Source organism: Geosporobacter ferrireducens (assembly GCF_001750685.1).
GTDB classification, from domain to species: domain Bacteria; phylum Bacillota; class Clostridia; order Peptostreptococcales; family Thermotaleaceae; genus Geosporobacter; species Geosporobacter ferrireducens.
Map to the genome: position 1 here is coordinate 3,590,967 of NZ_CP017269.1, position 22,902 is coordinate 3,613,868.

General features: G+C 39.0%; 20 protein-coding genes and 2 tRNA genes. All 22 read left to right on the forward strand.

The genetic code is table 11. The features are described 5' to 3' along the window. Positions 1–40: 40 nt before the first annotated feature. The 22 genes from Gferi_RS16800 to Gferi_RS16900 all read left to right on the forward strand — a co-directional run bounded on the left by Gferi_RS16800 (position 41) and on the right by Gferi_RS16900 (position 22,870). Complete coding sequence (locus Gferi_RS16800) at positions 41–481, forward strand: S1 domain-containing RNA-binding protein (protein ID WP_069978510.1); 441 nt, start codon at positions 41–43, stop codon at positions 479–481. 63 nt (positions 482–544) lie between these two features. Further along, a complete protein-coding gene (locus tag Gferi_RS16805) occupies positions 545–1,474 on the forward strand; it encodes a Ppx/GppA phosphatase family protein (protein WP_069978512.1) in 930 nt (309 codons plus the stop codon). 69 nt (positions 1,475–1,543) lie between these two features. Beyond that, a tRNA-Met gene (locus Gferi_RS16810) sits at positions 1,544–1,620 on the forward strand. A gap of 4 nt (positions 1,621–1,624) precedes the next feature. Continuing rightward, a tRNA-Asp gene (locus Gferi_RS16815) sits at positions 1,625–1,701 on the forward strand. Between the two features lie 128 nt (positions 1,702–1,829). After that, positions 1,830–4,109 (forward strand): ATP-binding protein, encoded by a 2,280-nt coding sequence (locus tag Gferi_RS16820; RefSeq protein ID WP_069978518.1) that lies wholly within the window; start codon positions 1,830–1,832, stop codon positions 4,107–4,109. Between the two features lie 284 nt (positions 4,110–4,393). After that, positions 4,394–6,802, forward strand: a complete 2,409-nt coding sequence (spoIIE, locus tag Gferi_RS16825) for a stage II sporulation protein E (RefSeq protein WP_069978520.1) — start codon at positions 4,394–4,396, stop codon at positions 6,800–6,802. Between the two features lie 23 nt (positions 6,803–6,825). After that, entirely contained in the window at positions 6,826–6,978 is a 153-nt protein-coding gene (locus Gferi_RS28210) for a hypothetical protein (protein WP_156782423.1), read from the forward strand. Next, on the forward strand, positions 6,959–7,699 hold the full coding sequence (locus Gferi_RS16830) for a vWA domain-containing protein (RefSeq protein ID WP_069978522.1): 741 nt from the start codon (positions 6,959–6,961) through the stop codon (positions 7,697–7,699). Before Gferi_RS28210 ends, Gferi_RS16830 begins: the two co-directional genes overlap by 20 nt. A gap of 59 nt (positions 7,700–7,758) precedes the next feature. Beyond that, complete coding sequence (locus Gferi_RS16835; protein ID WP_169833010.1) at positions 7,759–8,667, forward strand: protein kinase domain-containing protein; 909 nt, start codon at positions 7,759–7,761, stop codon at positions 8,665–8,667. Positions 8,668–8,736: 69 nt separating this feature from the next. Beyond that, positions 8,737–10,131, forward strand: a complete 1,395-nt coding sequence (tilS, locus tag Gferi_RS16840) for a tRNA lysidine(34) synthetase TilS (RefSeq protein ID WP_069978530.1) — start codon at positions 8,737–8,739, stop codon at positions 10,129–10,131. Between the two features lie 122 nt (positions 10,132–10,253). After that, positions 10,254–12,089: an ATP-dependent zinc metalloprotease FtsH gene (gene ftsH, locus Gferi_RS16845; protein ID WP_069978532.1), complete on the forward strand. Its 1,836-nt coding sequence runs from the start codon at positions 10,254–10,256 to the stop codon at positions 12,087–12,089. Positions 12,090–12,534: 445 nt separating this feature from the next. Further along, positions 12,535–12,933 carry a thioesterase family protein gene (locus Gferi_RS16850; protein WP_236932617.1) on the forward strand — a complete coding sequence of 133 codons (399 nt, stop codon included), beginning with the start codon at positions 12,535–12,537 and terminating at the stop codon, positions 12,931–12,933. Between the two features lie 130 nt (positions 12,934–13,063). Then, a complete protein-coding gene (locus tag Gferi_RS16855) occupies positions 13,064–13,906 on the forward strand; it encodes a fumarate hydratase (protein ID WP_069978534.1) in 843 nt (280 codons plus the stop codon). Between the two features lie 63 nt (positions 13,907–13,969). Continuing rightward, the gene (locus Gferi_RS16860; RefSeq protein ID WP_334292701.1) at positions 13,970–14,548 is read left to right on the forward strand and encodes a Fe-S-containing hydro-lyase; all 579 of its coding nucleotides are present in this window, start codon (positions 13,970–13,972) and stop codon (positions 14,546–14,548) included. Positions 14,549–14,918: 370 nt separating this feature from the next. After that, positions 14,919–15,254, forward strand: coding sequence for a DUF3870 domain-containing protein (locus Gferi_RS16865; RefSeq protein ID WP_069978542.1), 336 nt, complete (start codon positions 14,919–14,921; stop codon positions 15,252–15,254). A gap of 179 nt (positions 15,255–15,433) precedes the next feature. Next, complete coding sequence (locus Gferi_RS16870; protein WP_156782425.1) at positions 15,434–16,933, forward strand: acetyl-CoA hydrolase/transferase family protein; 1,500 nt, start codon at positions 15,434–15,436, stop codon at positions 16,931–16,933. A 248-nt stretch (positions 16,934–17,181) separates the two neighbouring features. Beyond that, a complete protein-coding gene (locus Gferi_RS16875; protein ID WP_069978546.1) occupies positions 17,182–18,858 on the forward strand; it encodes an acyl-CoA mutase large subunit family protein in 1,677 nt (558 codons plus the stop codon). 95 nt (positions 18,859–18,953) lie between these two features. Beyond that, the gene (locus Gferi_RS16880; RefSeq protein WP_069978548.1) at positions 18,954–19,352 is read left to right on the forward strand and encodes a cobalamin B12-binding domain-containing protein; all 399 of its coding nucleotides are present in this window, start codon (positions 18,954–18,956) and stop codon (positions 19,350–19,352) included. A gap of 88 nt (positions 19,353–19,440) precedes the next feature. Continuing rightward, positions 19,441–20,370: a methylmalonyl Co-A mutase-associated GTPase MeaB gene (gene meaB / locus Gferi_RS16885; protein ID WP_069978550.1), complete on the forward strand. Its 930-nt coding sequence runs from the start codon at positions 19,441–19,443 to the stop codon at positions 20,368–20,370. An 89-nt stretch (positions 20,371–20,459) separates the two neighbouring features. Beyond that, positions 20,460–20,864 carry a methylmalonyl-CoA epimerase gene (gene mce / locus Gferi_RS16890; RefSeq protein WP_069978551.1) on the forward strand — a complete coding sequence of 135 codons (405 nt, stop codon included), beginning with the start codon at positions 20,460–20,462 and terminating at the stop codon, positions 20,862–20,864. 55 nt (positions 20,865–20,919) lie between these two features. Continuing rightward, complete coding sequence (mmdA, locus tag Gferi_RS16895) at positions 20,920–22,467, forward strand: methylmalonyl-CoA decarboxylase subunit alpha (protein WP_069975309.1); 1,548 nt, start codon at positions 20,920–20,922, stop codon at positions 22,465–22,467. 46 nt (positions 22,468–22,513) lie between these two features. Next, positions 22,514–22,870 carry an OadG family protein gene (locus tag Gferi_RS16900; protein WP_083273443.1) on the forward strand — a complete coding sequence of 119 codons (357 nt, stop codon included), beginning with the start codon at positions 22,514–22,516 and terminating at the stop codon, positions 22,868–22,870. The last annotated feature ends 32 nt before the right edge of the window (positions 22,871–22,902 follow it).

Sequence of the window (22,902 nt, forward strand, 5' to 3'; positions counted from 1 at the left end):
GTTAGGGTTGTGATTAGATAAAAGGAGGAAGATTAAATTTATGCCCGTTGAAATCGGAAAAGTAATAGAGGGCACTGTGACAGGCATTACGAACTTTGGTGCTTTTATTCAATTACCTGAAGGAAAAACTGGTCTATGTCATATCTCTGAGGTAGCAGATGATTATGTAAAGAATATTCATAACTATTTAAAAGAGCAGCAAAAAGTAAAAGTAAAAGTAATCTCCGTTGACGGAAATGGAAAAATTAGTCTTTCTATTCGACAAGCACAAGTAAAGCCGCCGATTAAAAGCAGTCAGCCAATGCAGGCTGAGTGGCAGAAGAAAAGTGTAGATGGAGGACTATCCTTCGAAGATAAGCTGTCTAAATTCCTCAAGGACAGTGATGAAAAACAGCAGCAATTAAAAAAGCACAGTAAAGATAATAGAAAAGGCAATGGAAAAGGCAATGGAGTCAATAATCGTAAAGAGATTATAAAATAAATATGATGATTTTAACCGAGGCCAATGTCTCGGTTTTATAATTTCTATTATAGGAGGAAAGTTATGAAGCCTTATGCTGCAATAGACATCGGCACAAATTCTATTCGGCTGTTAATTGCTTATGTAGATAAAGATAGAATTGTAAAGTGCTATAAGGATTTAGAAACTACACGCATCGGAGAGAATGTAGATAAGAGCGGTGTATTGTCTGAAGCAGCCATGGAGCGGAGTATCAAGGCGATTACAAACTTTGTTCAGCGCGTTCGGCAAAATAGAATTGATAACCTTCAAGTCATTGCTACCAGTGCTGTCAGAGATGCCCAAAACCGGGATGCTTTTATACAAAAAGTCAAGGCAGCTGCAAATGTGGATATCGATGTTATCAGTGGAGAAAGAGAAGCATACCTTGGTTTTTTAGGTGTTTTAAAGGGTTCTAAGGATCCTGATGAAAAAATTCTTGTGATAGATATTGGTGGGGGAAGTACAGAACTGATCATAGGCAATCCTGCGGGAATACAACAGCTGATGAGTTTAAATTTAGGCGCAGTGCGGATGACAGAAAAATATATTACTGTGGATCCGATTACTAGGGCGGAAATGGAGCAACTGATTGAAGGAATTGATACTGTTGCTGAAGATGCAATTAAAATCTTAAAAAAACACTCCGTTGACCGGGTTATTGGGATTGGAGGTACAGCTACAACCCTTGGAGCCATGCATAAAAAACTAGAAGTATATGACCGGGAGCAGATACATAACCTTGACCTAAGTACTCAACAGCTAAAAGATCTATGGGAAATGGTTGCAGGCAGTACTTTGACAGAAAGAAAACAGATGAAGGGACTCCATCCAAAGCGGGCAGATGTCATAACGGCAGGAATAACCATATTGGATAGGCTGCTTACAAAGCTGGGTTTTGCCAGTATAAGAATTAGTGAATATGATAACTTGGAAGGTCTTGTATTTGAACAAGTAGAAAAACAGAGGTTTTAGAATATGCCAGAAAAAGTATATTGACAAGATATTATTTCTGCTGTATTATATATTTTGTCACTGTTTAATGGCGGCGTAGCTTAGTTGGCTAGAGCGTCCGGTTCATACCCGGAAGGTCGGTGGTTCGAGTCCACTCGCCGCTACCATTATGGCCCAGTAGTTCAGTTGGTTAGAATGCCAGCCTGTCACGCTGGAGGTCGAGGGTTCGAGCCCCTTCTGGGTCGCCAATAAAAATAAGCAGTCTGCTAGAGCGCAGGCTGCTTATTTTTTATTTGTCAATATGAGCGCAGTACCATTTTTGAAGAAGATATGGTAAAATTTAGATGAAAAGCAAACCGCTTTAGGGGGAGTATTAATGGGAACTACATATGAACAATGGAAGGGTTTCAATACAGAGGGAATTGAAATAGGTCAGATAGAGGCAACGATAAAGGCCAGTTGGCAGCGCTCTAAAGCCTATGGCTTAAGCCACTGGGGATCAAACCCGATCATTGCGTATACGCCCCAGGAATTAGCCTGTGCACTGGAAGAAAACAAAATACTGATAAATCTAGTAGACACCTATGCGCGCAATGTTCTGGCTGCTGTGGAAGAGGTAAAAGATATCAGTTTTGCGGTTGCTGATCCAAATGGGTATATTTTGCAACGGTGGGCATATGGTGATGCAATTCAGATTTTAAATCTGCTTGGTGTTCAGCCGGGTGTATGTTGGCGTGAAGAGTATATGGGAACCAACGGTATAGGGATAGCTCTTTTATTGGACAAGCCCTATGCAGTAGTTGGAACAGAGCACTTTATAGAAGATTACCACCAGCTCACTTGTTTGGCAGCACCTATTCATAATACAGATGGAAAAATCTTAGGTGTAGTAGATATCAGCGCCAGCACTGAGCAGGACAGTAAGAATCTATACAGCATTCTTATTACGGCCATACATGGAATTGAAAGAGAACTGCACCATATTAACTATATGGAAAAAATGGAAGAGCTTAATGCTAAATTAAATAAATCTATTCGGCAAGAAATGAAACTAAAAAGGGAGTTGGCAGAAAAAGCTGAACTGCTCCAAACGGTATTGAATAATATGTCAGATGGGTTGCTTATTTCTGACATAGAAGGAAACTACATTATGGCTAATGAATCGGGATACAACCTCCTGGGATTATCTTCCGATGAAATGAAGCTCGGGAAGGTTGGAGACAGCACTGTCTATATAACACTCAAGGATGAAAAGGGAAAGATAATTCCGGTAGAAAACTATTATGTCAATCGTGTGCTGCGGGGAGAAAAGATTGAAAAAGATATTATTACGGCGGAATGCAAAAGGACCGGTAAAAAAAGACATTTAATCGCCAATAGCATACCCTTGCGGAATCGGAGAAATAACATTAAATATGTTATAACAACTTATACAGATATTTCAGAACTGACAATTCGAGAAGAGCATATAAAAAGACAGAGAGAATTTGTAACCAGTATCTTAGATGCCCTAGGTGTTGCAGCTGTAGTAATCTCCTACCCGGATTTAGTTTATGAGATTTCTAATCAAAAAAATACGGAACTTTTAATGAAACTGCTGCAAGTAGGGGAGTCAGATTGGAAAATAACAGGGAAAAGCGTACAGGAGGTAGGATTTATTTTACAGGATTCACTTTTTTTAGAAAGAGTAGTTGAGGCAGCAGAAACTAGACGAGAGATTTGTGAAGAAGCCAGGTATTATAAGCGAATTGATACATACTATAATTGTATCTATACACCTATTTTGGACAAAGAAGGTAAAACCACCCATGTAGCTGTGGTGGTATCGGATGTGACCAATCAGGTGATATATAATAAGAAAATGGAAGAAATAACGAAACAAAAAGATGAGTTTTTCTCTATTGTTTCCCATGAATTACGGTCTCCTACGGCGATTATAAATGCTGCTACGCAAATGCTTCTTTCTCCCTATTATCAAGAGGATGTATCTCCTTCAGCCAAGCGGTTAATTGGAAAGATAAAACAGAATTCCTATCGATTGCTTCGACTCATTAATAACTTTTTAGATATTACGAAAATAGAAGAGGGTTTTTTACGGATACATTACATAAATGCAGATGTTGTAAAGGTAAGTAAAGGGATTATAGATTCTCTACAATTCTTTGCAGCCAGCAAACAAATCACTTTAAAATTTGTTGCATCTAAAAGAAGTCATATAATTGCAATCGATACAGATATGTATGAACGGATTCTTTTAAATTTATTGTCTAATGGATTTAAGTTTTCTCCACAACACAGTAAGATTATTGTGAAGATAGAGGTTGTAAGAAATTACATAAAAATATCTGTACAGGATCAGGGAATTGGAATTCCCAAAGATCAAATAGAAAAAATCTTTAACCGGTTTGTACAAGTAGATAGTTCTCTGTCAAGAAGGAGTGAAGGAACCGGAATTGGATTATCTCTTGTGAAGGCACTTGTAGAAAAGATGGGGGGGGTCTTGGAGGTACAAAGCAAAGAAAATGTGGGTACTACATTTTCTTTACTCCTGCCTGATCGAAAAATCTCCGAAAAAGAAAATGACATGGGGAGAATAAGGTCTGATAATGAATTGACAGAAATCATTAATATTGAATTTTCAGATATTTATTCATAGAAAACGAAAAATCTTGTAATTAATTAGCATATGCATAATTTTAAAAGATAATTCCTGAAAAGATTCAGATTCTTTTTCATGAATCGGCAAGGAAACAGGAACATTTTTATTTCATTGTCTATTCACGAAAAGAACTTTGATGGTTTCCTGATAAATTCACTGGATTTTGTAAAAAAGCTAAATCCTTTGTCACAAAAAACATAGGTTTCATACAGGTAAGCTGACAAATCTCTTATCCACCTGTTGTTATAATCTCCATAAGAATAACAATAGGTGGTGTTTTTATGATCGAAAGATTCCAGATTGTATCGGGCAGAAAAGGTAAAGGCGGACAAGCAAAAACACTTTTATGGAGTGACAAAAGAGTATTTGGCACAGGTCTTAACAAGAATACCATCGTGATCATCCTGCTTGCCATACTATTGGGGAGGGCAAGCATCCTTGATGGACTGGCTCCCTTTGGAATTGCTTTTTATGCTGCAATGATTTCAAGAGAAAAAGGACATGGATATTTAACATTCTTTATTATGGCAGGTGTTTTATCTGCACAACATGCTGCGGAGTGGTTAAAATATGGGAGTATTTTAATTTTGTCGTGGGTTGTTTTTACTTATTTTCGGGAAAAAAAACCATTGTCCATTTTAGGAACGGCAAGTATTGCCGGCTTATTAATGTTTTCTACTGGCGTGGTCCATATTTTTTTATCCGGGTTTTATGCTTATGATTTGTTTATGACTAGCTTTGAATCTGTGGTAGTATTTGTATTTGTCTATATTTTATCTTATGCCTTGCCAATCGTTGTGCAGCGCACAAAGCGCAAGAAGTTATCAAATGAAGAATTGATCTGTATTGCCATATCTACTGCGATTGCAATAACTGGATTAGCGGATGTAGCGATCGCCGGATATGCATTGAAGAATATGTTAGGCATTTTACTTACTTTAATATTTTCGTATTTGGGCGGTGCAAGCATTGGAGCCAGTGTGGGAATTACCATAGGAATCATTACAAGCATGTCGACGATTGGAACGCCAACAGTAATCGGAATATACGGATTTTCTGGACTTTTGGCAGGGATATTCAAAGATCTGGGAAAGTTTGGATCTGCAGTAGGAATTATATTAGGAAATACAATTCTTACATTTTATATTAACGGTTCTACAGAGGTTATCCTGCAATTTGAAGAAATCCTTGCGGCTATTCTTCTTTTTCTGATAATGCCAAAAGGTATGATGCAATATATCGAAAAATTTGCAAATGGCGGCGTCGGTGCTATGGAATGGGACAAGTCCTATAGTGAGCGAATCCGGCAAATAAATTATGAACGGCTTCGCGAATATGCCAATGCTTTTTCGGAGTTGGCCAGTACGTATGACCAGGTATCCGTAAAAGAGCGAATGATTGACCAACAGGAGCTGGCAAGTATTGTAGATCAAGTGGTCAATAAGGTATGCAGCCAATGCGGTATGTGTAGAAGTTGTTGGAAAAATGGGTTTTATGATACCTACAATGGAATCGTAGATGTAATCTCTCAGCTGGAAGCCACGGGGACAATTCCGCAGGATAAGATTCCACAGAGCCTAAAAAAAAGATGCATACGGATAGAGCCTCTGTTGCAGGCAATTAGAGATATATTTGAGTTGTATAAAATTCATTATAAATGGGAAAGAAAGCTATTTGACAGCAGGCAACTGCTTGCTGAGCAGTTTAGAGGTGTATCGGAGATTTTCTATGAACTGATATCCGAGATCACTGAGGATCTAACTTTTCGGACAGAGATAGAGGATGCAATTTATGTAGCTTTTGATAAGGCTGGAATGGCTGTTGAAAAGGTAACCGTTATGGAACGGAGCAGCGGTAAATTTGAAATCGATATAGAACGAAGGGCTTGTTATGATAGAAAACAGTGTGATGATAAGGTTGCCCCTATGGTATCCAGGGTAATAGGAAGAGAAGTCATACGACAGAATCATCGCTGTACCAGTCTTCAGGATAGCAATAATTGCCTATTTAAGCTGGTGGAAGCGGAAAAATACAAAATAGCTACTGGTGTAGCCCGCATATCAAAGGATAATCGATATATTTGTGGAGATAATTACTCATTTTCTCAACTTAAGGACGGTATGTATATGGTAGCACTCAGTGATGGCATGGGATCGGGAGAAAAGGCCGCAAAAGAGAGTTTGACGACGATTACACTGCTGGAGCAGTTATTAGAGGCAGGGTTTAATCGGGAATTGGCAATACGTACGATCAATTCCATATTGGTATCCAAGTCCTCTGAAGAGATATTTTCCACCATTGATTTATCTATAGTTGACCTGTATAGTGGAAAACTAGAATTTATCAAAATCGGAGCAGCTCCAAGTTTTATTAAACGGGCCAACGGCGAAGTAGAGATCATAAAATCTACTTCCCTGCCGGTAGGGATATTAAACAATGTGGATATTGAAAGCTTTGGCAAAAGATTAAACAACGGAGACCTGATCGTGATCCTATCCGATGGCGTGCTGGATGCAGACAAAAATATGGATGAAAAAGAAAATTGGATTCTGGCGGCTCTTCGATCTTTTGATAGTAAGAATCCTCAGTTTATTGCAGATGAACTGCTGAATCTGGCAATCAGTAAATATGGAAATCGAATTGAAGACGATATGACAGTACTGGTATCAAAAATATGGGAATCAAAATAGAGCCTCTTTTGGGGGCTCTTTTTGTGATGATTTTTAAGGTATTTTTTCTTTTGAAACAGCATATATTGTATTGGACAAGCAAGGATCAAGGCAGGGGTATAGAAATCAGAAAAGCAGACAATAATCAAGATAAAAAGTGTATAGGGGGGATAGCCCATGAAAAAGCCAGAGATTAAACAAATTATTGTGGTGACAGACGGAAAATCAAATATAGGTGGAAATCCGGTAGAGGCTGCTGTCTGTGCAGCAAGAGAAGGAATTACAGTAAATGTGATTGGCATCATGGCACCGCAAGAGATGGATGACCGCTTTCTTCAAGAAGTAGAAGAAATTGCGCAAGCAGGGAAAGGCGTATCAGAAATTACTATGATTCAAGACTTAGGGCACACAATGCATATGGTAACGCAAAAAAGTATGAATAAAACCATTGAGACCATTGTAGGGAAACAGCTAAAAGAAATATTGGGAAGTGAATTGGAAGAAATTCCACCCCGATCGAGAAATAAGATTATAGAATACATGGATCAATTGGGGGAGAGTGTCGGATTAAAGTGCTGTATTGTGATGGACTGCAGCGGCAGCATGGGACAAAAAATTGGAACTGCGCGCCAAAGCATTATTGAACTGATGAATTCCCTGAAAGGAAGAGGCGGGAAAAGTGAAATTGCAGTCATTGCCTATCCAGGAGAGAATGGCGAGCATTGTAAAATCATCCACCCCTTTACAGCGGACTTAGATCAAATTAAAAGAAGCGTCCTTTCTTTAAAAGCCGGGGGAACAACCCCTACAGCACCTGCTATTGAAAAAGCATTGGAACTAATACAGGGGGAGCGTGACATAGATTACTCGGACAGTGAATGGAATCAAACACCACTATTGAAAGAAAGCATGGTATAGAAACGGCTGAATTAGGCCGTTTTTCTTTACATGGAAGCAATATTATTGGGGGAAGGATCATGTGGAAGAGAGACTTGAAGCTGGGGAGTATTCTTACAGGAAAATGGAATCAAAAGCATTATAGAATAATAGCAAAACTTGGCGAAGGCGGCATAGGGACGGTTTATCAGGTTCAGGAGTTAGAAACGGGAAATATTGCAGCTTTGAAAATCAGTTGTGACATACACAGTATCACAAAAGAGTATGACAAGCTCCAGTCTTTTCAAGGATTGAATATTACACCCTATGTAGGAGATTTGGATGATTGGGAAAGTAATGGAGAAAAAGCACATTTTTTTTTAATGGAATACATACAAGGTTGTAATTTGAAAGAATATATAAGAAATAGCGTGATTTCTAGACAAACTGCCATAGGGATTGCTTTAATCATAGGGAATGTTTTTCGTAAATTTCATCAAAAGGGATATGTTTTTGGGGATTTAAAGCTTGAAAATTTAATGATCGATGAAGCTAGAGGGTTTATAAGAATCATTGACTTAGGCGGCGTAACCGCCATAGGAAAGGGAATAAAGGAATTTACGCCTCTTTATGATAGAGCCAGTTGGAATATGGGCATTCGAAGAGCGGAGGAAGGATATGATCTTTTTAGCCTAAATATGCTTCTCGCATCTCTTCTGTTAGGAGAAAAAATGCCTGGCATAAGCAATCGGATAGAAAAAGTTACGGAAGCATTGAGACAGATAGATACGCCGCTAGCTTTGGTACAATTAGTAGAAAAAGGGTTGTTTCAAAAAAGAATATCTATAGATCGATACTTAAAGCAGTTAAAAAAAATATATGAGCAAAACTTGGCCGTTGATCGAAAACGCAGAATTTCCATAAAAGATCTGAGGATCAACCTCATCTTTGGAAGCAGCATTCTACTTTTTATTTTTATTCTATGGTTTTCTTTTGGAAAGTTGTTATAATTTAAAGGTATTTCCCTGATTGAAATAGAAATAATGAGGTAAGATCGATAAGAAAATAGGAGTAATGTTATGCTAGAGAAGTTTTTGGAAACCATAGACAAAAACCAACTAATTGAAAAAGGACAGGGTGTTGTACTGGGTATTTCCGGTGGGCCTGACTCTACGGCGATGCTGCATCTCTTTTGGAGGATTCGTAAGGCGTTTGAATTGCGGCTTTATGCTGTTCATTTAAACCACCAGTTTCGAGGCGAAGAAGCAGAAAAAGATGCGGACTATGTAAAGAACCTTTGTAGAAGGCTGGAAATTCCATGCTATTTCTTTAGTGAAAATATAGAGGCATATAGTCAAAAAAAAGGAATTAGTTTTGAAGAAGGGGGAAGGGAACGGAGATATCAGTTATTTGATCAAGTTCTTTTAGATAATCAGGCACATTGCATCGCAGTAGCTCAAAACCTGGATGACCAGGCAGAAACAGTCTTAATGCGTTTAATGCGGGGTTCAGGACTTGAAGGTTTGGGCGCAATGGATTATAAGCGAGGAGAACATATTATTAGACCTCTTTTGAATATTAGTCGTCAGGAAATTGAAAACTACTGTCAAAGGCATCAATTGAATCCAAGAATTGATCAGACGAATTTCCAGTCGATTTATACCAGAAACCGTATTCGGTTAGAGCTAATTCCCTTTATTGAAAAATACTTTAATCCGAGAATTAAAGAGACCTTGTCTCGAACCGCAAGCTTAATGCGCGAGGATGCAGACTTTATGTCTTCTATAAGCAAGAAAATCTTTGAAGCCATAGCAATAAATGTAGAAGATGAAGTGCATATTTCTGTTAGCGCTTTGCAAGAAAATCATACTGCGGTACAAAAACGTGTCTTAAGAGAATCCATATTGCAATTGGATGGAAAACTAAAAAATATTACAACCATACACATAGATCAATTAATGGATCTTGTAGAGAGAGGACAGGTGGGCAGCTGTTTGGACTTGCCGAATGGGATCAATGTACTGAGAGACTATAGCAAACTTTGTTTTCGAAATAAAAAAAATAATAAGCGGCTAAATTTCTTTGAATATCCTTTGAAAATTGGAGAGAATACTGAAATAAGGGAGTTGGATATTATCTTTTCTGCAGAAGTGTTGCCAAAAGACTCAAGAAAAGACTTAAGCGGAGCAACTGCAGTCCAGTATTTTGATTTAGACAAGATTCAAGAGGGTATGATCATTAGAAATAGACGGCAGGGAGATAAATTCTCACCGCTGGGCATCAAAGGAACAAAAAAATTAAAAGAGTTTATGATAGACGAAAAGATTTCTAGGGAAAAGAGAGATGAGATCCCCCTAGTTTGTGATCAAGCAGGAATCATGTGGGTCGCCGGTTATCGCATGAGTGAGAAGTATAAGCTGGATAAAAATACGAAGCAAATACTAAAGATCAGTTATTGCTACAAGAATCTGTAGCTTGATAAAAAACCATTCACAGGCACCAACGCTTTTAATTTATTGTTTTCCTGAAAAAAATATGATAGAATAAAAAGACGCCATTTATGAGCCAATTTTTGTCATTGAAAGGAGGGCTTTTGTTGAAGAAATTCTTTAGGGGAGCTAGCTTCTATATACTAATATTTATCATTATAGTAGCAATTGTACAATTCTATGGCAAACCTGCACCAGATAAAGTTACCCTTGGCTTTTCAGAATTTGTACAGGAGCTGCAGAAGGAAAATGTAAGAGAACTCTATGTTGTGGAAAATACGATTCGAGGCAAGCTCAGAACCAGCGAGCAGACCTTTGAGACATATATACCTCCTATGGTCATTTCTCCATTGCTAATGGAAAAATATATTTATCCACAAATGGAAAAAGGGGCTTTAAAGCTTGATGGAGAGCCGCCTGCAAAGACACCTTGGTTTTTTGATATATTGCCTTCGATATTTATGATTTTGATTTTCGTTGTATTCTGGTTTGTATTTATGCAGCAGTCTCAAGGTGGAGGCAGCCGTGTGATGTCTTTTGGCAAGAGTCGGGCAAAACTGCATAAGGAAGATGAAAAAAAACGTGTCACATTTGAGGATGTGGCAGGACTAGATGAGGAGAAAGAAGAACTCCAAGAGATTGTGGATTTCTTGAAAAATCCAAGAAAATATATTGAGCTAGGTGCGAGAATTCCAAAGGGAATTTTAATGGTAGGGCCTCCAGGAACAGGAAAAACTTATCTTACAAGAGCTGTTGCAGGAGAAGCTGGAGTTCCATTCTTTAGTATCAGTGGTTCTGACTTTGTCGAGATGTTTGTAGGGGTAGGAGCCTCTCGTGTAAGAGACCTTTTTGAACAGGCAAAGAAAAATTCTCCCTGTATCATATTTATAGATGAAATCGATGCGGTAGGAAGAAAACGGGGCGCAGGTCTTGGCGGGGGTCATGATGAGCGTGAGCAAACGTTGAATCAGCTTCTCGTAGAGATGGATGGATTTGGTGTAAATGAAGGCATTATTATCATTGCCGCTACGAATAGACCTGACATTCTGGATCCAGCCCTTTTAAGACCGGGACGATTTGACCGTCAGGTAGTTGTAGGCGTGCCGGATGTTCGGGGCCGTGAAGCTATCCTAAAAGTACATGCTAGAAATAAACCATTAGCGGAGGATGTAGATCTTCAAGTATTAGCACGAAGAACACCAGGCTTTACACCAGCGGATATTGAAAATCTTATGAATGAAGCTGCACTACTTTCTGCAAGACACAATAGTAAAAAGATCGATATGCATACGATTGAAGAAGCAATTACGAAAGTAATTGCAGGTCCAGCGAAACGAAGCCGTGTGATCAGTGAAAAGGATAAGAAGCTTACAGCTTATCATGAAGCCGGCCATGCGGTGGTAGCAAGAATGCTGCCTAATACAGATCCTGTGCATCAGGTAACAATCATTCCAAGGGGAAGAGCTGGCGGTTTTACCATGATCTTACCTAAGGAAGACAAGTATTATGCTACCAAAACAGAAATGGAAGAACAGATTGTACACCTTCTGGGGGGAAGAGTTGCAGAAAAGCTTGTTTTAGATGATATCAGTACAGGTGCTAGCAATGACTTAGAGCGTGCAACCAATATCGCCAGAGCGATGGTAACAAAATACGGTATGAGTGAAAATATAGGACCGATCAACTATAGTTCTGAGGATGAGGTATTCTTAGGCAGAGATTTCTCGACAAAGAGGAACTACTCAGAAGAAATTGCTTCTGCTATCGACAAGGAAGTACGCATTATCATTGAAAAAGCTTATACAACAACAGAAAATATTTTAAAAGAAAATATTGATAAGCTTCATTTAGTTGCCAATACCTTGTTAGAAGTAGAGACCCTTGACGCAGAAGATTTTGAAAAATTATTTGGAAATATCGACGACGATAAGAAAGAAGAATAGAAATTTTAGAAAGTGGTACAGAACTGTACCACTTTTTTCGAATCTACAAGCAAATGATAGTGCTGTATTGCGCCTGGAAAGCTGCTTATACTAAAAACTCAGTTGCAAACGGACGACCACAGGTCGCCCCCTACATGGATTTCTAAAATCGTAGGGACGACCTGTGGTCGTCCGCCAATATGTGTATCTGGAGAACACTGTTCTCCCCTACAGAAAATCTGACCTTTGATCGTATTTGAGCTTAGAAAGAGGGGATGTAGGGGTGGATGACTCTGTCCACCCGTGTACTGCAACTGCACAAATGGTTAAAATGGGTTCTAAGCTCCTATAAAGATTCTTAAAACCGTAGGGACGAACAGTGTTCGTCCGTTTATAATGTGTTTTGTCTATTATGCAACAAAAATATTGATAGTGAAAAACTATACTATGATTGGAGGAGATTTCTTTGGAATTCAATTTAAAAGTGGGCATGAAAGCAACCGTAGAGCATCTGGTAGAGGAGAAGGATACGGCAGCAAGTTTTGGCAGTGGAATGGTTTTAGTATATGCTACACCCATGATGATTGGCCTGATGGAAAATGCATCCCTAAAAGCTGTAGATCCTCATCTGCCTGAAGGCTTTGCAACAGTAGGAACCCACCTGGATGTGAAGCATATGGCTGCAACACCAGTAGGAATGAAAGTGAAGGCGGAGGCAGAGCTTCTTGAAGTTAATGGAAAAAAGTTAAAGTTCAAGATTGAAGCCTTCGATGAGAAGGATAAAATAGGCGAGGGTTTCCATAGTCGGTATATTATACAGGTAGACCAATTTGTTCAAACAGCAGACAAGAAGGGAAAAAAATAAATTACTGTCAAATGATGAAGAATAACATAAAAAGCTACATGAATTTCCCGGGAAATAGCATATAGTGCTTTGTATAACATAGAAAACACTACGTATATTCAATACTAAAGCATGTGAGGTGGGCGTTGTAATGAGGTTAATAGATGTAAAAGAAGTTATAGAGATAGTAGAAAAGATGTGCATCCAAGCAAATATTCAACTGGGAGAGGATGTTATAGAAGCACTTGAGGCAAGTATACAAAAAGAAAACTCTCCTATCGGGAAAGAAATATTGGAAAAACTAGTGAGAAATGCTCAGATCGCAAGAGAAAAAGATATGCCCATCTGCCAAGATACAGGTATGGCAGTATTTTTCGTAGAAATTGGGCAAGAAGTTCAATTTCTAGGCGGTAATTTAACTGAAGCAATTAATGAAGGTGTAAGAAGGGGGTATAAAGAAGGCTATCTTAGAAAGTCTGTGGTCTTAGATCCACTGCTGCGTAAGAATAGTGGAGACAATACGCCGGCCGTTATTCACTATGATATAAAGCCAGGAAATCAGGTAAAGATTGTTTTTGCACCAAAGGGATTTGGCAGTGAAAATATGAGTGCAATCAAAATGCTAAATCCTTCTGACGGAGAAAAAGGCGTCATAGCTTTTGTTGAAAATACGGTTTCAAAGGCAGGGCCTAATCCATGCCCACCGATCGTTGTTGGCGTAGGCATCGGAGGAACGATGGAAAAAGCAGCCTTGCTGGCTAAAAAGGCATTGACTAGGGAGATTGGCACTTATAATGAACAGGAATATTATAAAACCTTGGAAAAAAAGCTGCTTCAACGATTAAACTACCTTGGAATTGGACCTCAAGGTTTAGGCGGAAATACCACTGCATTGGCAGTTCACGTGGAAACCTTCCCTACTCATATTGCAGGCTTGCCTGTGGCAGTGAACATTAACTGCCACGCGGCTAGACATGTTGAAGTAATTCTATAATACTTTTACATACGACCTTTCTCAAAAATTAGAGATTCAGAAAGGAGTTGTGTATCAATGCAAATTAAAAAAATACATACCCCATTAACTGAAAAGAAAGTAAGAAGTTTAAAGGCAGGAGATACAGTTTATCTATCGGGGGCTATTTATACTGGAAGAGATGCTGCCCATCAAAGAATTATTGCTGCATTAGATAGAGGTGAACCGCTGCCTTTTGAAATAAGGAATTCTGTAATTTACTATGTAGGACCCTCACCGGCTAAACCAGGACAAGTGATTGGTTCGGCAGGCCCAACGACAAGCGGGAGAATGGACGATTTGACAGTGCCCTTATTGGAGAGAGGGTTAAGGGGAATGATTGGAAAAGGTACCAGGAGCCAAAAGGTAGTGGATGCGATGAAGGAGCACTGTTCTGTTTACTTTGCCGCAATTGGGGGCGCGGGGGCTTTGATTGCTAATGCAATCAAGAAAGCGGAAGGCGTAGCCTATGAGGATCTAGGCCCAGAGGCGGTAACTATGTTAGAAGTAGAAGATTTCCCAATGATCGTAGTGATCGATTGCGAAGGAACAAATTTGTATGAAACAGAAAGAAAAAAATATGAAAAACTAGATCTGGACTCACTGGAAGCGGATTTTATTTAATACATCGCTGTTTTATCTAAAATCTGTGTCTACGGAAAACTTGATAGAACTCAAGTCCTAAAAATCAGACTAAAGTCCTATCGTGCAGGAGCGCAGGCGAAAATCATCAAATAAGCGGGCAAATCTCTTTGAGACTTCAAAATACAAGGGTTTGTTCGTGTGGTAAAAGGATAAGTAAAGCAAAAGTAATCTTTGAATAATACTATACAAATGATTTATTAAGTGATACAATAATGTCACAAATATTAAAATAAAGTTACCGGGTAGAGCAAAAGGCATAAAAAAATATGTTAAAAATTTATTAATTTTTTTAAAAGTTAAGAAGGAAAATGTAAAAAATAGTCGAATATTATACATAAGAGGTGTGGCTATGGCATCAAAAAAAATATTTATCAGTGGGTATGCCAAATTACCAAAGGGAATTACAGCTACAGAATTGTATAGTGTCATCGCTGTAGGGCTTTTGGTCAATCGTTCCACCGGAGAGATCCTCGAAGGAGATTGCTCCTTAGTGACTGCGACGGCAAAGAATTTTTTTAGGAACATCGTAATAGGGGAAAACCTTAACAATGTAGAGTCGATGGAAAAAATACTTAATGAAAGTTATTTCGGCTCAGCTAGGAAAGCTATTATTTCTGCGTTAAAAACATGTCATGAAAAGTATAAGCAGGCTATAGAAGGTGTTGAAACAGAAGAAATAGAATAAAAAGAGCCTCATTATCTATGATGGTAAAAAACCCTTTTACCGCCTCTAGTAGGTAAATTACGGCTAGATACACTATTAACCTATCCGCCTCCGTGCATATAGGTCAATGGTATATCTAGCCGTTTTTATTTGCATAATAAAAATGATATTAAATTATAGAATTAAAGGAGGATATGAGCATGATCGACAACAGAATAAGAAGAGAAGATCTAAAAGGCAAAATCGTATCTGCAGAAGAAGCGGCACTGCTGATTAAGGACGGCATGACGGTAGCTGCCAGTGGATTTACGCCATCCGGTTACCCAAAAGCAGTGCCACTGGCATTGGCAAAAAGAGCAGAAGCAGGCGAACAAATCGGCATTACACTTTTGACTGGAGCTTCAGTAGGGGATGAGTTAGATGGTGCACTTTCTAGAGCCGGAGTAATTAAAAGAAGATTCCCTTATCAAACACATAATGATACAAGAAATGGCATCAATAATGGTACAATCATGTATCAAGATATGCACTTAAGTCATTTGCCGCAATATATGAGCTATGGCTTCTTCGGAAATATTGATGTTGCAGTTGTAGAAGCTCTTGCAATTACAGAAGACGGTGGCATCATTCCAACGACTTCCGTAGGCATTTCTCCAACAGCTGTAAAACTGGCAGACAAAGTGATTGTAGAAATTAATACAAGCCAGCCAATGGCATTAGAAGGAATTCATGATATCTACATTCCTGAAAATCCTCCTTATAGAAAGCCAATTCCAATCGAAAAATCAGGAGATAGAATAGGAACTACATACATACCATGCGATCCGTCAAAGATTGCAGCTATCGTTGTAACAGATATTACAGATAAAGTAAGACCCCTGGGACCAATTGATGAAGATTCTGAGGCAATTTCTAACCATATCATTGAGTTCCTTGATTATGAAGTGAAGAAGGGTAGACTTCCGAAAAATCTTTTACCGCTTCAATCTGGCGTAGGATCAGTTGCTAACGCTGTTTTAGGCGGATTGGTAAAGTCGCCGTTTACAGACTTGACTTGCTATACCGAAGTTATTCAGGATTCTATGTTGGATCTAATTGATGCAGGAAAAGTAACGATTGCATCTGGTACTTCCATTACACCATCTACAGAAGGTCTGGTAAGACTGCACAAAGATATTGAAAAATATGCAAAATATATTATCCTTAGACCACAAGAAATTAGCAATAACCCTGAGGTAGCCAGAAGACTTGGTGTACTTTCCATGAATACTGCAATTGAGATTGATATGTACGGACATGTAAATTCTACGAATATCATGGGATCCCGTATGATGAATGGCCTAGGTGGGTCAGCAGATTACACAAGAAATGCTTATATTTCTTTCTATACTACTGTTTCAACTGCGAAGAATGGAGATATCTCCTCAATCGTACCAATGGTATCCCATGTAGATCACACAGAGCATGATGTAATGGTAGTGGTTACAGAGAGAGGATTAGCAGATCTTCGTGGTACTGCTCCAGTTGAAAGAGCAAGATTAATTATTGACAAATGCGCACATCCAGACTATCAGCCGATGTTAAATGACTATTTCGAAAGAGCGTTAAAGACCAAGACAAAGCATGAACCACACCTGATTGGAGAAGCATTATCCTGGCATCAAAGATTCCTTGATACAGGTTCAATGAAACTAAAATAGTCTGAAAATTGCAAGTTTGATAGTTTTACTGGAAAAATGAAGGAATTTACCCATCAGAAATAGAAATGAATCATGTATACTACGGGGGGATTTGATTCCCCCGTAGTTATGCAAAGAAACCTTCTGTCTAAGTACTATTTTCAAATAAAAAAGGGAAATATAAATTAAATTCGACTTCCCTTACAATCACAGTGGCAAGCAGTTAAATTAAAATATAATAAGGTAGATTTATTTAAGGAGGAAAAAGAATGTTTGACAAAGAGAAACTAGGCCAAATCAAAGAAAGTGCTGAAGCATTTCAAGCAAAACATCAAAAATCAATTGAGAAGAGACCAGAAAGAAAACAAACTTTTGAAACTGGTTCTGGTGCAGAAGTGAATGTACTATACACACCAGCAGATGTTTCTGAGTTTGACTATATGGAAGATTTAGGAATGCCTGGAAGCTATCCTTATACAAGAGGTGTTCAAACGAACATGTATAGAGGTAGATTTTGGACAATGAGAATGTATGCAGGATTTGCAACTGCAGAAGAGTCTAACAAGCGATACAAATACCTAATCGAGCAAGGATCTATGGGTCTTTCTGTAGCTTTCGACTTGCCAACACAAATTGGATATGATTCAGACCATGCATTAGCTGAAGGTGAAGTAGGAAAAGTAGGGGTTGCAATTGACTCTTTAGCAGATATGGAAATTCTTTTTGACGGTATTCCACTAGACAAGGTATCCACATCTATGACAATTAATGCACCTGCTTCTGTATTACTTGCAATGTATATTGCAGTGGCTGAAAAGCAAGGTGTTTCTTCTGATCAATTAAGAGGTACAATCCAGAATGATATCTTAAAAGAATACATTGCTCGTGGAACGTATATCTTCCCAACAGAGCCATCTATGAGATTAATTACAAACATCTTTGAATACTGCTCAAAGCATGTACCACAATGGAATACAATCAGTATTTCAGGATACCACATTAGAGAAGCTGGTTCTACTGCATCTCAAGAAGTTGGTTTCACTTTGGCAGACGGTATTGCTTATGTTGATGCTGCAATTAAAGCTGGCCTTGATGTAGATGTATTTGCTCCAAGACTTTCCTTCTTCTTCAATGCACACAATGATATTTTAGAGGAAGTAGCTAAGTATAGAGCAGCAAGAAGATTATGGGCAAAGATCATGAAAGAAAGATTTGGTGCGAAGGATCCTAAGTCTATGGCATTAAAGTTCCATACACAAACAGGAGGCTCCACGTTAACTGCGCAACAGCCTGAAAACAATATCGTTCGTGTTGCGATTCAAACATTAGCTGCTGTTCTTGGCGGAACTCAGTCTCTACACACGAACTCTAAGGACGAGGCCCTTGCATTACCAACAGAAGATTCTGTGCGTGTTGCATTAAGAACACAACAAATCGTTGCATATGAGAGTGGTGCTGCGGATACAGTAGATCCTTTAGCTGGTTCTTACTATATCGAAGCAAAAACAAATCAAATCGAAAAAGAAGCGATGGAATACATTAAGAAGATTGATGAAATCGGTGGCGCACCTAAGGCAATCGATGCAGGATATATCCAACAAGAAATTATGGATGCAGCTTACAACTATCAAAAAGATATCGAAGCTGGCAAGAGAATTATTGTGGGTATGAATAAATTCCAAATTAAAGAAGAAGCACCAAAGGGATTATTAAAAGTAGATCCATCTGTTGGTGAGTTACAAAAGAATAAATTAGTTGAATTAAGAGCGAAGAGAGATAATTCACTTGTACAAGAAAAACTTGAAACACTAAGAAAAGCTTGTCAGTCAGATGAAAACTTAATGCCATTTATTCTTGATGCTGTAAGAGCATATGGTACCCTTGGCGAAATCTGTGGTGTAATGAGAGAAGTATTTGGTGAGTATCAGCAATCTGTACAGCTGTAAGATAAAAGATATAATGCCTTTACAAAAACATTTGGAAATAGATATGCATGAAATTTAAAAATTGAAAACCGATTGTATATAAGGAGGAAATATTCATGGATAGACCGATTAGAGTATTAGTTGCAAAACCTGGCCTTGATGGTCATGACAGAGGAGCAAAGGTAATTGCAAGAGCCCTTCGCGATGCAGGTATGGAAGTAATCTATACTGGCTTAAGACAAACACCTGAGCAAATCGTAAATGCTACAATTCAAGAGGACGTAGATGTAGTGGCAATGAGCATCCTTTCCGGAGCACACAATACATTGCTTCCAAAAGTAGTAGAGCTGCTAAAAGTTGAAAAAGTAGATGATGTTTTAGTAATTGGTGGAGGCGTTATTCCAGATGATGATATTCCTTTCTTAAAGGAAAAGGGAGTCGCTGAAATCTTTACACCTGGAACACCAACATCTGTAACAATTGATTTTATCAAAGAAAATATCAAAAGAAAATAATAAATAAAAAGACCGAAGGCGACAGGCTGAAGTACAAATATCTGAAGCTTGTCGCCAAGGTTTCTTGTTCGTATAGGTGGTGTAGCGTATGGATTTAGCTGAAAGATTACTGCAAGGAGATAAAAGAGCAGCAGCTCGTTTAATTTCGATGGCAGAAAATCATGACCCTGAAGCGGTATCAATCTTAAAGACTCTTTATCAGCGAACAGGGAAGGCACATGTTATTGGTATTACAGGACCTCCCGGCGCAGGAAAAAGCACCCTTACTGATAAATTGGCTAAAGCAATTCGCGCACAGGGGAAAACTGTGGGTATTATTGCGGTGGATCCGACCAGTCCCTTTACAGGAGGATCTATTTTAGGTGACAGAGTAAGAATGAACGATCTAAGTACAGATCCAGGCGTTTTTATTAGAAGTATGGGTACAAGAGGACACTTAGGAGGATTATCTAAAGCTACCCAGGCTGCAGTGAAGGTGTTAGACATTTATGGTGTGGACTACATCTTCATTGAAACTGTTGGAGTAGGACAATCTGAAGTAGATATCGCAAAAAATGCAGATACTACACTAATGGTCATGGTACCAGGACTGGGTGATGATATCCAGGCGATTAAGGCAGGCATTATGGAAATCGGCGATGTTTTTGCAATAAACAAAGCGGACCGCGATGGTGCAAAAAGAACGGCCACAGAGATTGAAATGATGCTGGATTTTAATAAAACCGATTGGAGACCCCCTGTTCAAATGGTGATTGCCGTAGACAATAAAGGTGTCGAAGAGCTTCTAGGCCATATTATGGACCACATGGCCCATATGAAGGAAACTGGAAAGCTTGAAAAGAAAAGAATATTAAACAGTAAATTGGAAATCATCGATCTCATTCAAGAAAACTTGATGCGCATAATTCTAGATAAATCCGGCAAGGAAGATCTGATCAATAACCTTGCAACGGATGTTGCTGTTAGAAAGGCAGACCCTTATACGGCTGCTGAAACGGTGTTAAAGGAAATAAAGTAGTAACTCAACTTATAGGGGTGGGAGGCAATTGACAGAAGCAGTTGACCGATGAAGAAGCCCTTAATTATAAATATAAAGGAGGATTTTTCATGAAAGTATTAAAAGTTGACCATATTGGTGTAGCTGTAAAAAGTCTTGATGAGACATTAAAATTTTATCAAGAAATGTTAGGCTTAGAGCTTCAAGGTACAGAAGTGGTAGAAGAGCAGAAGGTAAAAGTAGCATTCCTACCAGTTGGAGATACGGAAGTTGAGCTTTTAGAGTCTACAGATCCAGAAGGACCGATTGCAAAATTCATCGATAAAAAAGGTGAAGGAATTCAACATATTGCTTTCCGTGTAGAGAATATTGAAGAAGCAATCGCTGAGCTAATGGGAAAAGGTGTTAAAATGATTGATGAAAAACCAAGATATGGAGCAGGTGGAGCAAAAATCGCTTTCTGCCATCCCAAAAGTACAAACGGTGTACTTGTAGAAATCAGCGAAAGAGAGTAGTATAAGGCTGTCGATTATTCCGGCAGCTTAAATCAGAGTAGGAGGTATAGAAAACATGGCAAACAACAAAATAGAAGATTTGCGTAAACGCAGAGAGAAAATTACTCTTGGAGGCGGCGCAAAGAGAATTGAAAAGCAGCATCAAAGTGGAAAGTTAACAGCCAGAGAAAGAATGAATCTGTTATTTGATGAGGGCACCTTTGTAGAATTAGATGCCTTCATAACCCATAGATGCGTAAACTTTGGCATGGAAAAAGTGGATGCACCCGGTGAAGGGGTAGTAACCGGCTACGGAATGGTAGATGGCAGATTGGTATATGCATTTGCACAAGACTTCACAGTAGTAGGGGGATCCCTTGGGGAAATGCATGCAGCTAAAATTTGTAAAGTATTAGACAATGCACTAAAAGTAGGTGCGCCAGTCGTTGGTTTAAATGACTCCGGTGGAGCAAGAATTCAAGAGGCAGTGGATGCATTATCCGGCTACGGAAAAATCTTCTACAGAAACACGATTGCATCCGGTGTAATCCCACAGATTTCTGCAATCATGGGACCCTGCGCAGGAGGTGCAGTTTATTCTCCAGCATTAACGGACTTTATCTACATGGTAGACAAGACCAGCCAGATGTTCATTACAGGACCACAGGTAATCAAAACGGTTACAGGCGAAGAGGTATCTGCTGAAGATCTTGGCGGTGCAATGACCCATAACTCAACCAGCGGGGTAGCGCATTTTGTTGCTTCTAATGATGAGGACTGCATCGCACAAATCAGAAGACTATTAAGCTTCCTGCCATCCAACAATATGGAAACAGCACCGCTGTTTGATACAGAAGATGATGTAAACCGTTTAGCACCGGAGTTAGATGATTTATTACCGGAAAATCCGAATAAGCCCTACGATATGTTTGATGTGATTTCCAGAATCGTTGACGACGGAGACTACTATGAAGTACAACCTTACTATGCAAAAAATATCCTTACCTGCTTTGCAAGAATTAACGGACAAACTGTTGGGATTATTGCAAACCAGCCAAAAGTATTAGCCGGTTGTTTGGATATCAATGCTTCAGATAAGGCTGGAAGATTTATTAGAACCTGCGATGCATTCAATATACCATTACTAAATATCGTAGACGTACCAGGCTTCTTACCTGGAACAAACCAAGAATACGGCGGAATTATCCGGCATGGTGCAAAAATGCTGTATGCATACAGTGAAGCGACCGTACCAAAAGTGACATTAATCGTAAGAAAAGCCTATGGTGGATCTTACCTGGCAATGTGTTCCAAAGACTTAGGTGCAGACGTTGTACTGGCTTGGCCGCAGGCAGAGATCGCTGTTATGGGACCCCAAGGAGCTGCAAATATTATCTTTAAGGATGATATCGCTAAAGCGAAAGATCCTGCTGCAGAGAGAGCAAAAAAAGTGCAGGAATACACCGATGAGTTTGCAACACCATACAAAGCAGCAGAGAGAGGCTTCGTAGATGATGTAATCGAGCCGAGTGCAACAAGACCAAGACTTGCAGATGCATTTAACATGCTTGCATCCAAGAGAGAAGCAAGACCTGCGAAGAAGCACGGAAACTTACCGGTATAATCATTAGCAACTCACCAGTGAAGATCAAGAAAAAGAGGTGATATCATTGTTTGGAGAAACGATTAGTTTAGGTGAAGGTTTAGTTGTTACCGCCCTTGGTATGGGTGTAACCTTCGTAGCGTTAATTGTGTTATCCTTTATGCTGGATTTACTTAGAATTCTGTTTTATAAAGAGCCGAAGAAAGCGCCGGTACAGGTGGTTGAGCAGCCTGTTGCAGAAGCAGAGGCAGAGGCAGAAGAAGATAACATGGAAGAATTAGTAGCGGTTATTACAGCAGCGGTAGCTGCCAGTCTGCAAACATCTACGCACAATATTATTGTTCAAAATATCGTTCGTGTAGGAGACACTACACCAACTTGGGGTAGAGCAGGCAGAGTTGAACAAATGAATAGCAGATTCTAATTTGCTTAAAACAACAATAAATCAATTTGTGA